The 14,697-nt window shown below is 71.0% G+C and carries 12 protein-coding genes; 2 read left to right on the top strand and 10 right to left on the bottom strand.

The features are described 5' to 3' along the window. Window positions 1-176 precede the first annotated feature (176 nt). The 4 genes from IEY82_RS01630 to IEY82_RS01615 are packed head-to-tail and all read right to left on the bottom strand — an operon-like array spanning window position 177 to window position 6,192. The gene (locus tag IEY82_RS01630; RefSeq protein WP_189122118.1) at window positions 177-1,133 is read right to left on the bottom strand and encodes a LysR family transcriptional regulator; all 957 of its coding nucleotides are present in this window, start codon (window positions 1,131-1,133) and stop codon (window positions 177-179) included. Beyond that, complete coding sequence (locus tag IEY82_RS01625) at window positions 1,130-4,441, bottom strand: helicase HerA domain-containing protein (protein ID WP_225261986.1); 3,312 nt, start codon at window positions 4,439-4,441, stop codon at window positions 1,130-1,132. The genes IEY82_RS01630 and IEY82_RS01625 overlap by 4 nt, the downstream gene beginning before the upstream one ends. Next, window positions 4,438-5,163 (bottom strand): hypothetical protein, encoded by a 726-nt coding sequence (locus IEY82_RS01620; protein WP_225261984.1) that lies wholly within the window; start codon window positions 5,161-5,163, stop codon window positions 4,438-4,440. The genes IEY82_RS01625 and IEY82_RS01620 overlap by 4 nt, the downstream gene beginning before the upstream one ends. A gap of 3 nt (window positions 5,164-5,166) precedes the next feature. Next, complete coding sequence (locus IEY82_RS01615; protein WP_189122117.1) at window positions 5,167-6,192, bottom strand: endonuclease domain-containing protein; 1,026 nt, start codon at window positions 6,190-6,192, stop codon at window positions 5,167-5,169. A 246-nt stretch (window positions 6,193-6,438) separates the two neighbouring features. On the opposite strand from IEY82_RS01615, the gene IEY82_RS01610 reads away from it, so the two are divergent. Beyond that, complete coding sequence (locus IEY82_RS01610) at window positions 6,439-7,209, top strand: SigB/SigF/SigG family RNA polymerase sigma factor (RefSeq protein ID WP_189122116.1); 771 nt, start codon at window positions 6,439-6,441, stop codon at window positions 7,207-7,209. Between the two features lie 66 nt (window positions 7,210-7,275). Here IEY82_RS01610 and IEY82_RS01605 read toward each other — a convergent pair whose 3' ends face one another. Both IEY82_RS01605 and IEY82_RS01600 read right to left on the bottom strand, forming a co-directional pair. Then, entirely contained in the window at window positions 7,276-7,830 is a 555-nt protein-coding gene (locus tag IEY82_RS01605; protein WP_189122115.1) for a hemerythrin domain-containing protein, read from the bottom strand. A 105-nt stretch (window positions 7,831-7,935) separates the two neighbouring features. After that, on the bottom strand, window positions 7,936-9,594 hold the full coding sequence (locus tag IEY82_RS01600) for a catalase (protein ID WP_189122114.1): 1,659 nt from the start codon (window positions 9,592-9,594) through the stop codon (window positions 7,936-7,938). Between the two features lie 186 nt (window positions 9,595-9,780). Between IEY82_RS01600 and IEY82_RS01595 the strand changes: the two genes are divergently transcribed. Beyond that, window positions 9,781-10,962, top strand: a complete 1,182-nt coding sequence (locus IEY82_RS01595; protein ID WP_189122113.1) for a TerC family protein — start codon at window positions 9,781-9,783, stop codon at window positions 10,960-10,962. Between the two features lie 408 nt (window positions 10,963-11,370). Here IEY82_RS01595 and IEY82_RS01590 read toward each other — a convergent pair whose 3' ends face one another. The 4 genes from IEY82_RS01590 to IEY82_RS01575 form a co-directional block, all read right to left on the bottom strand. Then, the gene (locus IEY82_RS01590; RefSeq protein ID WP_189122112.1) at window positions 11,371-11,919 is read right to left on the bottom strand and encodes a hypothetical protein; all 549 of its coding nucleotides are present in this window, start codon (window positions 11,917-11,919) and stop codon (window positions 11,371-11,373) included. A gap of 10 nt (window positions 11,920-11,929) precedes the next feature. Continuing rightward, window positions 11,930-13,009, bottom strand: coding sequence for a lytic polysaccharide monooxygenase auxiliary activity family 9 protein (locus IEY82_RS01585; protein WP_189122111.1), 1,080 nt, complete (start codon window positions 13,007-13,009; stop codon window positions 11,930-11,932). 138 nt (window positions 13,010-13,147) lie between these two features. Next, window positions 13,148-13,669, bottom strand: a complete 522-nt coding sequence (locus tag IEY82_RS01580) for a pyridoxamine 5'-phosphate oxidase family protein (RefSeq protein WP_225261982.1) — start codon at window positions 13,667-13,669, stop codon at window positions 13,148-13,150. A gap of 70 nt (window positions 13,670-13,739) precedes the next feature. Next, on the bottom strand, window positions 13,740-14,555 hold the full coding sequence (locus IEY82_RS01575) for a ferredoxin reductase domain-containing protein (RefSeq protein WP_189122110.1): 816 nt from the start codon (window positions 14,553-14,555) through the stop codon (window positions 13,740-13,742). Between the last annotated feature and the right edge of the window lie 142 nt (window positions 14,556-14,697).

The following is a 14,697-nucleotide window of genomic DNA, read 5'->3' as shown; positions in this document are numbered from 1 at the left end:
CGCTGACCGGCGTGAACCGGCCGAATCGACGACTGACGTGAGTGACGATCACGTTCAGCCACCGGTTGTTCGCAATGGTCATCCATCATCGGGCTGTCCAGTTGATCGTATAGACGGGACCTGACCTGGGGACGCGATCAGGAAGCACACGTCACCGCCACTGGATGACCGACTCTCTAGCTCCAGAGCGTGATGTGGATGGACGGGCGGAAGCGGCCGACGTTCACGCCCGGGCCGCGCAGCATGGCCTGGGTGGCGCGCGGGCTGGTGACGAACCTGACGAGTTCGGCCGCCGCCGGGGGAGCGCCGCGTTCGGCCAGCGTGAGCGTCACCCAGGTGCCGTCGAAGCGGAGGGACTGGCCGGTGACGCGGGTCAGCCGGCCGTTGGCCAGGTCCTGTCCCACCGCGAACGAGATCGCCGCCGCGACTCCGCTGCCGCGCTTGGCCTCCTCCAGCGCCGCCGCGTGGCTCTGGTAGATCTGCTGGTGCTCCTCCGGCACGTTGAGCCTGCGCAGCATGGTGGGCACGGCGCCGAGGTCGGTCGCGGCCGACGGGCCGAGCAGCCACATCTGCTCGCGCAACTGGTGGAAGCCGACGTCGCGGCCGGCGAACGGGTGGTCGGGCCCGCAGACCACCACGATCTGATAGTTGAGGAACGGCTTGGAGACCAGGGAGCCGTCCACGTTGCCCGGGTTGGGGCCGATCGCCACGTCGACGGTCCGCGAGTGCAGCAGCGCGCCGAACTGCCTCGGGTCGTGCACGCTCAGCTCCACGTCCAGGTCGGCGGCCCGTCCGGCGAACAGCCCGATCAGTCCGGGCGCGGCGTGCTCGGCGAACAGGCTCGACGCGGCGACCCGCAGCAGTCTGCGGCCCTGGGCCGCCTGGCCGACCTCGATGATCGTGCGTTCCTGCAGGCTGAGCAGCTCTGCCGCGCGGCTGGCCAGCCGCAGCCCGCCGGGCGTGAACGCGAGCCCGGAGGCGGTCCTGGCGAACAGCCGGTCGCCGAACTCCTTGCGCAGCTGCCCGATGTGCAGGGAGACGGCGGCCTCGGAGACGTCGAGCTCCGCGGCGGCCAGCTTGACCGAGCCCAGACGCACCACGGCGGCGTACGCGCGCAGCTGGGTGGGGGTCATGGCGCGGACGCCGCCGCTCTAGCGATGACCTCCTCGGTGGTGAGCGGGGTCTTGGGGTGGTGGCTCAGGCACATGGGGACCCGCGTCTTGACGAAGGCACGGCCCTCCGCCGCGAGGTAGAACTCACCGGAGGTCAAACGGGATATCTCGGGCACGCTGCCGCCTTTGGCCTGGGCCATCTCCTTGGCCGTGTTGATCTGGATCGGCGCGTTCAGCAGGCCGAAGAACTGGGTCGCGGCGTTGCCGGGGATCTGGTTGTGCAGCCCCTTGGGCGCCTGGGTGGCGAAGACGAGGCCGAGGCCGTACTTACGGGCCTGGGAGGCGAGCGCCAGCGTGCTGCGCAGGCAGGCGGTCGCGCCTCCGACGGCCGGGGCGAACGTCTGCGCCTCGTCCATCACGAACAGGCCGCCGAGCGGCCGGTCACCGGCGGGGTGCTTCTTGATCCAGGCGAACAGCGCCATCTGGAGCCGGCCGACGAAGCTCTGCCGCTGCTCGTCGGCCGGAAGCCCGGCCAGGCTGATCACCGAGACGCGGGCCCGCTTGCCCGGAGGCGGGGTGAGCAGCAGGCCGGGGTCCACCGGCTCGCCCTCGCCACCGAACAGCGGGTCGTTGTCCATCGCCGCCGTCAGCGACTGGGCCAGGCCGGCCGCGATGCGCGGGGCGTCGGCCAGCTCGCTCACGCCCTCGGGCAACTCGGACAGCAACGCGACCAGGCCCCTGAGGCGCGTCCCGCCGGAGCGGCCGTAGTGCTCGAGCGCCTTCCTGAGCACCGCCTGACCGAGCTGCGCCTTGCCGGTGGAGGCGTTGAGCTTGACCCGGGGCACGATCGAGGCCATGGCCGCCTCCACGGCCTCGGCGAACTCGTCGGGATCGTCGGCCACGTCGGCGAAGTCGGGCAACGGGTGGAAGCTCAGCGGCCTTCCCGTCGCTCGTCTCGGGGTCCAGACGATCACGTCGGTGTTCGCCAGGTACTCGTCGGCCCGGCGCGCGTCGCCGTCCTCCCAGTGCGCCGGTGGCGCCGGCCACCTGTCGCCCAGCCGGGCCAGGTCGTTGTTCGGGTCGAGGACGATGGACGACACCCCTCGCAGGGCGCACTCCTCGATCAACCGCCGGATGAGCACCGTCTTGCCCGACCCGGAGCCGGCGAAGATCGCGGTGTGCTTCCTGAGTGCCTCCAGCTCGACACTCGCCGGCGCGCCGCCCTCCACGGCCCGCCCGACCACGATCCGCGCCGCCGCCTCTGCCCGCCCGAAGCCCGCCGATCCGGTCTGAGCGGGCTGCGTGGGTCCGGTCTGAGCCGATCTGGTCTGCGCGGGTCCGGCCTGCGCGGGTCCGGCCTGCGCGGGTCCGGCCTGGGTGGGTCCGGCCTGCGCGGGTCCGGCCTGCGCGGGTCCGGCCTGGGTGGGTCCGGTGTGGGCGGGTCCAGTCTGGGTGTGTTCGTCCCGAACAGATGCGGTCTGAGCGGGTTCGGGATGAGTGGGAACGGTCCAGGGGGCGGAGAGGGCCTCGGTGAGGAAGGCGATCTGCCGGGTGGGCCGGCGGGAGACCAGCCAGGCGGCCAGGTGCGGCGGCCCGGCCGCGAGCAGCTCCTTGAGCACGGCCAGCTCCCGCAGGTCGTCGTCGCCCAGGGCCAGTGTCCGCCCGCCCGCGCGCTCGAACGCCTCGATGACCTCCCTGGTGCGAGGCCCCCTCGACCACGGGGTGTTCCGCAGCACGAACAACCGCCGCTTGGGCACCTCGGCGTCCAGCCCGGCGGCGACGGCCGCCTTGCGCACCCGGTTCAGCGCCGCGACGGCGTTCTCCGCGCCGACCGCGCGGAACCCCCAGTGCATCTCGTCCTCGGTGGCCTCGTCGAGGGTCCGGCGCAGCCGCGCGTGCAGGGGCGGCTTGGAGCTGGGCGGAGGGTCCTGGCTGAACTCGCGCCCCGCGTCGCCCTGCTCGGCGATCCAGGCCGACAGCCCGGCCGACAGCAGGGCGGGCATGATCGCGTCCTCGGTGGCCGAGTCCGGCACGGGCCGGGCCACGGCTTCGCGCAGCTTGGCGTACAGGGCGTCGATGTCGGCGAGTTCCGCGACGTCGGCGAGCTGAGCGAGGTCGGTGGCAGGCGCCGCCGGGGCCGGGGTGGTGCGCCGGAAGCCGTCCAGCTCCCTGACCTCGCCGTCGTTCAGGCAGGCCTGGACGTGCCCGTCGATCCGGATGAGCAGCTGACGCGGGGTGAAGCCGGGGGCGTCCTCGAAGGCCGAGGGCCGCACCGGCCACGTCGGGTACGGCGGCTCGATCCCGGCCGCCTGGTACTGCACCTCGAACCGTCTGGCCACCAGCCGGCGCCCGGTCTCGGCGTCGGGGATGGTCATCAACGGCGCGGCCTGCCGGAAGCGGTCGCGGACCGTGTCGGTCGCCACCTTCTCGATGAGGGTCCACGTCGCGGGGATGCAGGACACGACGGTGAGGGTGCGGCGGGTGTATTCGCGCAGGGCCATCAGGCCGCCGGCGATCCGCTCGATCATGAGGCGTTCGCCGGCGTCGTGGACCGTCGTGGGATCCGTCGAGGTCAGCGACTGGGCCACCAGCGCGTCGATCTGGTCGACGGCGACGACCGTGGGGCCGGTGAGCGCGAGCAGGTGCGAGATGTCCCTGACGATCTCCTGCGGGGTCCGGTCGACCTGCCTGATGCCCCACCGCGCGCGCTCGCCCGGCTCGCCCTCGGGCACCGACGACAGGTACGCCTCGCCGAGGTCCTGCAGGCCGAGGTCGTCGGAGGCGTAGAGCACGAGCGCCCGCGCGGCGTCCTGGGCCAGGCTGCCGACCTTCCGGTCGAAGCGGCGGAGCGCGCCGACGAACGTTTCGAGCTCCTCCCGGGTGACGGACTTCTTTCCGGTCACCGCCCGTCGTACCATCCTCGGCACGTCCGCCACCGCCGCCAGACGGGACAGGAACACCTTGAGCTGGCTCTCCCCGTTCGCGCCCTCACGGGCGAGGCTGTCGAGGAGGGACACGACCATGCTCTCCCAGAAGCCCTTGGCGTCCAGCAGCCCGGCCAGGACGAAGTAGCCCCCCTCCCGCTGCGTCCGCTCGCGCATCCAGCCGAGCAGGTGCGTCTTGCCCGCGCCGCGCTGGCCCTGCACGACCACGCCGATGGGGCTGGCGTCGGGCCGGCTCCCGGCCTCGGCCAGGCCGTCGAGCAGCACCTTCGTGGACGCGCCGTGCAGGCCCTCCACGTGGAAGTCCGAGTGCCGCCACACGTCGTCGGCGCCTTCGGTGTAGTTGAAGCTGAGTGCCTCCAGGGCGTCGGCGCCGGGGGCCGTCACGGCTTGCCGATCCAGAGCAGGTGCTTGTCCTGGTCTCCGATGATGACGGCCGCCTCCCGATCCTGCGCCGTGAGAGCCTTCTGGTTGGACTCGGGGACGAGGTTGACGTCGGCCAGCCGCTCCATCCGTACGAGGGTCTCGTCGACCCGCTGCCTCGGCGCGTCGCCCAGGAGCGGGCGGAGCCTCGTCAGGCTGACCCAGGCGCCGGGCTCGGCGGCCAGCTCGGCGTAGGCGGCGCGGACGCGCGCCTCCAGCTCGCCCGGCTCCTCGCCCGGGCCCTTCCCGCGCAGGACCTCCTCGGTCGGAACCTCACCGGTCGGAACCTCACCGGCCGGAGCATCCTCGGCCGGAGCCTGTCCCGCCTCGACCTCGGCGGGCTGGAAGACGTCGGCGAGTCGCTGGTCGGTGCGCTCCAGGAAGGCGGGCAGCCAGCCGAGCAGCGCCCGTGCCAGCACCCCCGACGATCCGGTGAACGCCGGGACCCGGCCGGCGCGGAGGTCCTCGGCCAGGCGGGCCCAGCCGGAGTCGGTCAGCACGTGGACGAACGTGCGCCCCTGCTTCCAGCTGTCGACCAGCTTGAGCTCGTTGAGTCTGCGCCGTTTCGCACCGTCGATCGTCAGCCCGCAGCGCTCCTTGAGCTCGCTGTTGGAGATCTCACGGGCCTCCACGGCCAGCACGACCAGGGCGGAGAATTCGGGGAGCGACAGTGCGCGCTCTGACATCGGTCATCCTTCCGGTGTTCCACGGCGACGGCTGAGATACAGCTCGATCTGGCGGACCACGGCTTGCGGGTCGGTCAACACATGGGAATCGGTGAAGCGGAGTACGGCGTAACCGGCGAGCTGGAGGCGTACGTCGCGCCGCCGGTCCTCGTCGAACGTCCGGGGGCGGCGGTGCTCCGGGCCGTCGATCTCGACGACGCACCGTTCGTCCTGCCACAGGAGGTCGACCCGCACCGGGGCGGCCAGGGGGTGCGGCCGGTAGGTCTGGTTCCAGGCCCGTCCGGCAGCCCACGCGTACCGCGCCAGCGCGGCCTCCAGCGCCTGCTCGCTCCGGCTCCCCGGATGCGGCCGCCCGGCCACCGCCGGATAACTCACGCGCGGCCGCCCCTCATCGCCGTCGAGTGGAGGTGTCACGTGCTGGATGCGCTTGGTGTCGAGTGGAGGTGTCACGTGCGGGACGCGGTCGGTGTCGAGTGGGGCGCCGGTCAGCCAGACACCCAGCTGGCCGCGCTGGGCGAGCCACTCGCAACCCGCGACGAGCACCTCCTGGCCGGCCGGTGAGAGCCCGGCGGGCACGTCGACCAGGAGTGCCGCGCGTGACCTGCCGAAGCTCGTGGCGATCACTCGGGCCAGCCCGGCGGCCCGTGTCTCGGGGGAGAACCCGCTGGGCGCGTCAGGCCGGCCGGACAGCGCCAGCTCGGCCAGCTCGGCCAGGAACGGCCCGAAGTGGTCGCTGGCCGACGCCCGGCGCAGAGCCAGCGTGCGTACGGCGGCCATGCCCGCGCCTCCCGGCCCGTCGAGCCCTTCGGCGCCGGGCAGCCAGGCGGGGAACAACGCGACGGCGGTGCGCTGGAGCTCGCACAGCACGGCGGCGACGAAGCCGGTGGTGGAGCGCGCGTCGGCGGGCAGGTAGGTGACGAGCGCGGGGGCGTCGTCAGGCAGGGGGTCGGTCGCCAGCGCGACGGCCTCGGTGTCGGCGCCGTCGAGCCATACTGGCCGGCCGACCGGTAACCGCGCCCACGACCGCACCGACTCGCCGCCTTCGACTGCCCGAACACCTCAGTCTTGGCGACGGTATACGGCCCGCCCGGGAAAGAGAAGCGGGACGGCCTGACGTGCCTCCTCCACTTCGCCGCCAAAGTCGGCGGAATATTCTGCGAGAAATGGGTACATACCTATCGAAGTCCAGCAGAGGGCTTCGCCTCGAGAATGGGTGAGGCGTGCTTCTGCCTGGACTTTTCCTGCATGTGGCCGCCCGCTGAACAAGGAGCAGGTATGGCTGTCCAGGAACTCGTGCTCACCGAAATGACCGCCGAACAACTCCTCACCGAGATGGTCAACCCGGATACGCCCGAGAGCGCCCGCGAGCGGTTGCGTGAGCGGTTGGTGGAGATGCACGACCGGCTCGCGCACGAGATCGCCCGGCGCTACCGCTACCGGGGCGAGCCCATGGAGGATCTGCTCCAGGCCGCGTACGTGGGCCTGATGAAGGCGATCAACGGCTTCGACGCCTCCCTCGGCCACGAGTTCAGGGGATACGCGGTCGTCACCATGACGGGCGAGGTCAAGCGCCACTTCCGGGACCGCACCTGGGCCATCAGGGTGCCCCGCGTCTACCAGGAGCGCCGTTCCGAGCTCAACAAGCTCAGCTCCGACCTCTCCCAGGACCTCGGCCGGGCGCCGACCGTCGCCGAGCTGGCGGCCCGGATGAACATCTCGCAGGAGGACGTGCTGCTGACGCTCGACGCGTCGGCCGCCTACAGCACCCTGTCGCTCGACGCCCCGCTGGGCGGCCCCGACGACGACGCCACGCTCGGGGACGTCATCCCCGAGGAAGACCACTCGCTCAGCGTCCTGATCGACAAGCACGCCGTGAAACCGCTCATCGACTCCCTGCCCGCGCGGGAGAAGAAGATCCTCCTGCTGCGCTTCTACGGCAACATGACGCAGTCGGAGATCGCCGCGGAGTTCGGCATCTCGCAGATGCACGTCTCCCGCATCCTGCGCAACGTCCTCTCCCAACTGCGCGCCGGGCTGTCGGACTAGCGGCTGCCGGACCAGCGGCTAGTCGGACCAGCGGCTCGTCCGACCAGCGGCTCGTCCGACCAGTGGTCAGTCCTGCTCGGCCATCGCCTGGCGGATCAGGTCGCGAGCCCGGTCCATCATCGCGATGGGAGCGCCGAGCACCATATTGGTCACCGCCGACTCGATCCCCGGATGGGGATGGGTCGGCGCCAGCGCGGCGGCGGCCTTGACCCAGGCCGCCAGCGCCCGGCGCTGGGCCACCGACGTGGTGGCGCGCAGCCTCGGGAACTCGACCCTCTCCTCGTTGCGGGCGTGCTCGGTGACGGCGGCGCGCAGCGCGGCGAGGCGCGTCTCGAATCCGCGGGCGTCCGGCCCCGTCCGGTCCAGGTCCCTCAGCAGTTCCTTGGCCTCCCTCTCCTCGGTCAGGCGCTCGTCGACGACCGCGTCGCCGTCATGGAGCACCAGCCGGGCGTAGGGGTGGACGATCTGCTCCTCGATGGTCTCGTGTACGGCCAGCAGCCGCACCAGGCGGGTGAACGACTCGTACCGGCGGCCGGCGGACGCCCGCTCGACCTCGTCGAACAGGTCCTGGATCATCACATGCTGGGCCACCAGCAGATCGACGACATCGGTCTCTTCCATGGTTTCCGGCATGACGGGGGACTCGGGCATGGTGTTCCTCTCGCGGGGTCGTCGAACGTGGCGGGCCCGCGCCGCCGGGCGCGACGGCCGGGCCCACGTGAGGAGCTATCCGGCGTGAGCGGCCCGCTCGTTGGGCACGCAGTGCGTCATCTTCAGGTCGCTGACGTCGCGCGGCCCGTTGGCGCCCAGGTTCGACAGGCGTGCCCGCTCCTCGTCGGTCAGGGTCTGCGTGTCGAGCGGCGGGAGGTCGGCGACGTCCTCGGGACGGATGCCGAGCCCCTCGCCGACGCGCAGGCCGAGGTCGTCCTCCACGAGCAGAAAGTGCCAGACCATCCGCTCCTGGACGCGCGGGTCGCACTGCTTGAGCGCGGTGATGAAGTTGTCCACCAGGTCGTCGCGCTCCCACTGCTCCATCAGCAGGTAGCGCTGACCCGCCTGGACGTAGTCGTTGGTCCGCGGGATGCGCTTGCGGGTGAGCCGTCCGGAGATGACCGGGCCCTGCTCGTCCACGGTCGGGTAGTCGGCCTCGCGCAGCCCGTCGACCAGCGATGGCTCGTAGTTGATGTGCGGGCTCTCCCCAGCGGTGTCGACGAAGTAGGTCATCTGGCCGTCGCGCTGGTTGGTGCGGACCGGAGAGTTGCGCGCCTGGTTGATCGGCAACTGCAGGTAGTTGGGGCCGACTCGGTAGCGCTGGGTGTCGCTGTAGGAGAACGTCCGGCCGACCAGCATCTTGTCGTCGGAGAAGTCCAGGCCGTCGATGAGCACGCCGGTGCCGAAGGAGATCTGCTCGTTCTCGGCGAAGTTGTTGTCCACGTTGCGGTTGAGCACCATGCGACCGACCGGCCGGGCCGGGAACTCGTTCTCGGGCCACACCTTGGTGTCGTCGAGCGGGTCGAAGTCCAGCTCGGGGTGCTCGTCGTCGCTCATGACCTGCACCAGCAGCTCCCACTCGGGGTAGTCGCCGCGGTCGATCGCCTCGTGCAGGTCTCTGGTCGCGTGCCCGAGGTCGTTCGCCTGTACGGCCGCCGCGTCGGCCTCGGTCATGCTGCGTACGCCCTGCTTGGGCATCCAGTGATACTTGACCAGGACCGTCTCGCCCTGCTGGTTGACCCATTTGTAGGTGTTGACGCCGAAGCCCTGCATGTGCCGGTAGTCCGCCGGGATGCCGCGCGGGCTGAACAGGTTGACCAGCATGTGGATGCTCTCGGGCGTCTGCGACATGAAGTCGAAGATCCGCGCGGGCTCCTGCCTGAAGGTCACCGGATCCGGCTTGAGCGCGTGGATGACGTCGGGGAACTTGATCGCGTCCCTGATGAAGAAGACGGCGAGGTTGTTGCCGACCAGGTCCCAGTTGCCGTCCTCGGTGTAGAACTTGATCGCGAAGCCGCGCGGGTCGCGGGCGGTCTCCGCCGAGTCGCGCCCGCCGATGACCGTGGAGAACCTGACCGCGACATCGGTGCGCTTGCCCTCCTCCTGGAAGATCTTCGCTCGGGTGTAGCGGCTGATCGGCTCGTCGCCGAGTCTGCCGTACGCCTCGAAGAAGCCGTGGCTGGTGACCCCGCGGGCATGGACCACGCGCTCGGGGATCCGCTCACGGTCGAAGTGGCTGATCTTCTCGAGGAACTGGTAGTTCTCGAGCGTCGCCGGGCCGCGCGCGCCCACGGTCCGCTGGTTCTGGTTGTCGTAGACCGGATGTCCCTGCCGGTTGGTCAGCACCTCGCGCTTGCCGCCCAAGTGGGATCCTGTGCTCGGATTGTCAGTCATGTCCCCGGTTTCCTCTCCCTCGATGGGCCTCTTCCCACCCGGTCATCAAGGCCCGATGCCCCGAGAGCAAAGAGTCATCCCCGATCCGGCCGGAGAGTGCGCGCGGCTTGAGGGGATGTTCGCCGGGTAACAGACGCGGAGCAAACCCGATCAAGGCAGGTCGCAGCCGAACCATGGAGTCGTGAAATGGACGTACCCGCTGTCGTCTGGTGGCTGACGGTCATCGGGATCGCCGGCCTGCTCGTGTTCGACTTCGTCTTCCACGTGCGCAAGGCGCACGCTCCGACACTCTCCGAGGCCGCGTGGTGGTCGGCCGGCTACGTGGGCGTCGCCCTGCTCTTCGGGGTCGGCGTGTGGTTCTTCGGCGACGCCGAGATGGGTGTTCAGTACTTCGCCGGTTACGTGACGGAGAAGGCGCTCTCGGTCGACAACCTGTTCGTCTTCCTCGTCATCATGTCGAGCTTCAAGGTGCCCCGGGCCTCCCAGCAGAAGGTGCTGCTCTTCGGCATCGTCTTCGCGCTGGTCGCCCGGACCGGGTTCATCTTCCTCGGCGCCGCGCTGATCAACACGTTCGCGTGGGTGTTCTACCTCTTCGGCCTCATCCTGCTGATCACCGCCGGCCAGCTGCTCAAGCCCGAGAGCGAGGAGGGCCACTCGTCGGACAACCTGGTCGTCCGCGTCGCCCGCAAGATGCTGCCCGCCTCCGACACCTACGATGGCGACAAGCTCTTCACGGTCGCCAACGGCAAGCGGGTCATGACCCCGATGCTGCTGGTCATGATCGCGATCGGTGGCACCGACCTGCTCTTCGCGCTCGACTCCATCCCGGCCATCTTCGGCCTGACCCAGAACGTCTACCTGGTCTTCACCGCCACCGCGTTCGCCCTGGTCGGGCTGCGCCAGCTGTACTTCCTCATCGACGGGCTGCTCGACCGGCTCATCTACCTGGCCATCGGGCTGGCCGCCATCCTCGCCTTCATCGGCGTGAAGCTGATCCTGCACGCCCTGCACGAGAACAACGTGCCGTTCATCAACGACGGCGAGCCGGTGAAGGTGGTCGAGATCAGCACCGGGCTGTCCCTCGCGGTCATCATCGGAGTCCTCGTCGTCACCGTGATCGCCTCCCTGGTCAGCGCCAAGGGGCGGGCGCAGAACGCGGTGTCCTGCGCGCGCCGCCACGCCACCGAGTACCTGTACGTCGAACGCGACCCGGTCCGGCGCGAGGAGATCTTCCGCGACCTGCTCGCGGAGGAGGCCGCGATCCGCAAGCTGCCGGAGAAGTACCGGGCCAGGATCCGCGACGAGGAAAAGCTGATGGACCTGCTCCGCAGGGCGCACGCCGAGCACGACTCGCACGCGCCGGGCTGACGCCGTCCCCTCGGTCGCGGCTCACCCGATGAGCAGCAGGTGGCCCAGGGAGTCACCGGCTCACCTGATCCGCGCGGCTGTCCCGAGCGGCTCCGGCCGGCTGAAAGTTTCATGTCGGAGGGCTGATGAGGCGTGCGGGAGGGGCCGTCAGGACGGCGTGCGTTGACATCCGCCACCGCGTGCCAAGACCCTGTTGGGAGCGCTCCCACACGTAGGTCCCGTGAGGAGGTGACGCCGCCAACCGTCGTGCGACCGTTCCACGACACCATCCCGCCCGGGTGGCTGACGCGGCCGGCGGGGAGAACCCCTCCTCTCCCCGCCGGCCGCGTTCCGCGTGCCGGGTCCCGGCCTCCCGCCGCTCCACGGGGCCGCCGCCTCGCGTGTCGGTCAGCGGGCCGCCCGGATCCGTCAGCGGGTCGCCCGGACGAATCTCTCGCGGGCCGCCTCGATCGCGTCCTCGTCGCCGAAACCGCCGAACGCCTCGTCGTGATAGCGCTCGGGGATCAGCTCCCTGACCCGTTCCGGGTAACCGGCGCCGGACTGCGGCACCCGTACCCGGTCGGGGGTGCCCAGCCGGACGGCGATCGGGCCGGACGCGCGCACCGAGACCGACCATCCGGCGCCCGGGCCGGTGATCGCGCACATGTGGTGCGCGTAGACCCACGTCACCTCCGCCACCGTGCCGGCGTCGGCCGGGTCGGTGCCGAACACGTCCACCGCGCAGACCACGCGCCCGGCGTCCGGCCCGAACTCGTGCCCGTGCTCGTGGTGCTCGGCCGGTGAGGCCCGCTCCAGCAGGGCCGTCACCCGGTCGGTGAGCCGCGCGCGCAGCTCCTGCCTCCCGGACAGGTGCAGGTGGACGACCAGCGCCGCCCCGGCGAGGACGGCCAAGGCCACGGCGGCGGCCACCACCGTCCTCGTCCGGCGCGGCGCCGGCCGGCGAACTTCCGTCGTCATGCGCCGACGCCTACGGGCTTGAGCAGGTCAGCGCGGGCGCGGGATCCGGAGCGGTGCCCGTGGCGTTGAACCCGAACGTGGTGGTCGAGTTCGCCGCGAGCTGCCCGTTGTACGCGGCGTTCTTGACCGTCACGGACGGCGGTTGCCCGGTCAGCACGCCGTTCCAGGGCGAGCCGTCGAACCCCTGGCCGCCACCGTACGTCCAGCGGACCGTCCAGCCGTTCAGCGTGCTCGCCCCCTGGTTGCGCACGGTCACCTCGGCCTGGAAGTGGCCCGGCCAGTTCGGGGTGGCGATGGTGCGCCAGGTGGCGGCGCACCCGCCGCCGGTCGGCGTGGCGGTGGGTGTGACCGTGGGCGTGACGGTCGGGGTCGGCGAGGACGTGCCGCCCGGGCCGACACCGGTGACCTCGCCGTTGCCGCCGTCGAAGACGACGTCGGAGCAGCTGTAGAAGTTCTCCTGGCTGTCGGCGCGGATCCAGTGGATGTAGATCATGTGCCGGCCGGTCTTCCCGGACGGCAGTTGGACGTTCCAGTGGTAGTAGTTGAGCCCGCCCGGCCCGCCGGACTGCGGCGGGTCGGTCACGCTGCCGAACGACTCCAGGTCGGACCACTTCAGCGGCCCGTTGGGGTTCCAGCCGTTCTTGGTGACGTAGTAGACGAACGAGCCCGGGTGCGAGGCCCAGTTGCTGTGCTTGACCTGGATGGTGGCGCCCGAGGTCAGGTGGGTCAGCGGCCAGTCGGAGCGGACCGCGTTGTAGGCGCTGAAGTCGTACGGCCCGCCGGTGCCGCCGCTGCAGAGCTGCCCGTCGGGGATGAACCCCGAGGTCCGGCCGCCGCCGTCGGAGCGCAGCACGGCGAACCAGTTGTACAGCGGAGTGGTACCGCTCTGCGCGACGGCCGCCGCGCACGCGGGGTTGTAGGAGATGATCTGCCCGTTGTCCCGGAGCCCGTCCTGCCAGCACAGGAAGGTACGGGCGCCGGGGAACATCGTGACGCCGTGGGCCTGGGCCTGACGCGGGATCATCAGGGCGGTGGTGACCAGGGCCACGGCCAGCGCGGCCACGAGGGCCGCCGACCGGAAGAGTCTCATGGGGATTCCCTTGTTCGAACGACAGAGGAACCCGCCCACGACCTACCCGCCCGGCAGCAGTCGCGCGAACGCATTGAAACACGTACGAACCGGACCGGCAACGTGCGGTGAAACTTTCAGCCGGACCCGGCCGGTCGATCAGTCCTGCCGCCGCCCGTCGACCAGCCGGATCCCGCTGATCATCTCGATCTGGATGGAGATGACCTGGTCCATCTCGGGCTCGACCCAGGGCCTGAGCAGCTTCCGGTACCGGGTGACGGCGGCGGGCTCGGTGACGAGCCGGGCGGTGCCGGTGACGATGACGCTCCAGCCCACGTGCTCGACCGGATCCAGGTCCTCGGCCTCGTAGGCCACGACCGCGCCGCCCCGTACCGCCGAGTGGGAGACGATGGCGGCCCCCAGATGGCTGCGGATGATCACCGCTTCCTCGTCGACGATGTGGTTCACCGGGCGGATCGCGGGCAGCGCATGCTGGGTGAAGACGACCCGGCCCAGCGTGACGCTGCGGAGGAGGTCGAGGGACTCGCGCTCGGTCAGCTTCAGCGTGCGCCGCGGCGAGGGGGCCGTCGTGAGGGACTCCGCGGGGGAGGTCGCGGGGGAAGGCATGGTGTCTCCCGTCTCGTGATGCTGCTCCAGGCGGACGCCGGGGGGCGTGCTCATCTCGGCTCCAGGCGGCCGGCGGGTGGTGTGCTCATCTCGGCTCCAGCGGGCGCTCGGGGCCGTGCTCAACTCAGGCACCTTGCATGATCCGGTCGTAGGCGAGGACCGGGCCGTCCAGGCAGGCCCGCAGCACGCCTCCGGAAGGGGCGAGCCGGCACCGGCCGCAGCGCCTGTTGCCGCACCGCAGGAACGAGTGGGCGGCCAGCTGGACCGACGCGGCGGGCAGCCCACGGTCGATCAGCGCCCGCGCGGTGTCGCAGGCCATCGGCCAGGGGCCGGCCACCAGGGCGATCGTGTTGCCGGGGTCGAGGTCCAGCTCGCCGGCGGCGGCGCTCATGTCCGGTCCGGGCGACAGGCGCACCCCGTCCCGGCCGGCCAGGTCGCGCCACTCGGGTCGCGACAGCCAGCGTTCGCAGCCCCCGGCCCACATGCGGACGCTGCGGACACCCCGCGCCTCGGCCTGCTCGACGAGCGGGCTCAGCAGGGCGACCCCGGTGTCCCAGCCGATGAGCACCAGGTCGCGACCGGTCACGGACTCCAGGTCCCAGCCCGCGCCCATCGGCCCCCTGACCTCGATCAGGTCGCCGACCACGCCCATGGTCTGCCCGCACGGCACGCGCAGCGTGGTCACCTGGACCACCGCGTCGCCGCACGCCTCCGTCAGGTCCGTCACGTCGACGGCGGGCACCTGCACCCCGCCCTCCAGGTCGAGCACCCAGTACTGCCCTGGCAGCGGCCGGGTGGCCGGTCGGTCCGCGCCGGCCTTGGGCGGGGACGCCGGTGTCAGGGACAGGGTCACCCGCCCCGGCCCGTCGGTCCGCCGCTCCACGACCCGGTGCGGCCGGGGAGCCGTCGCCCATCTCCGATCACGCTCGTCACCAGGCACGACAGCCTCCTCACGGCCCATATCCGAATGATTTTCAGCACAGCGCACCATCAGGGTTCCGGCTGGTTCCGGGGACGGCTAGGGTCGAAAGTCCCCTCTTCGTGTTCCCGGTTTTCGTGTCCTCGGCCTTCGCGTTCCTCGG

Origin of the sequence: Nonomuraea cavernae, assembly GCF_014646355.1 — a bacterium.
GTDB lineage: Bacteria > Actinomycetota > Actinomycetes > Streptosporangiales > Streptosporangiaceae > Nonomuraea > Nonomuraea cavernae.
This window is presented reverse-complemented; position numbering and strand designations above follow the sequence as displayed.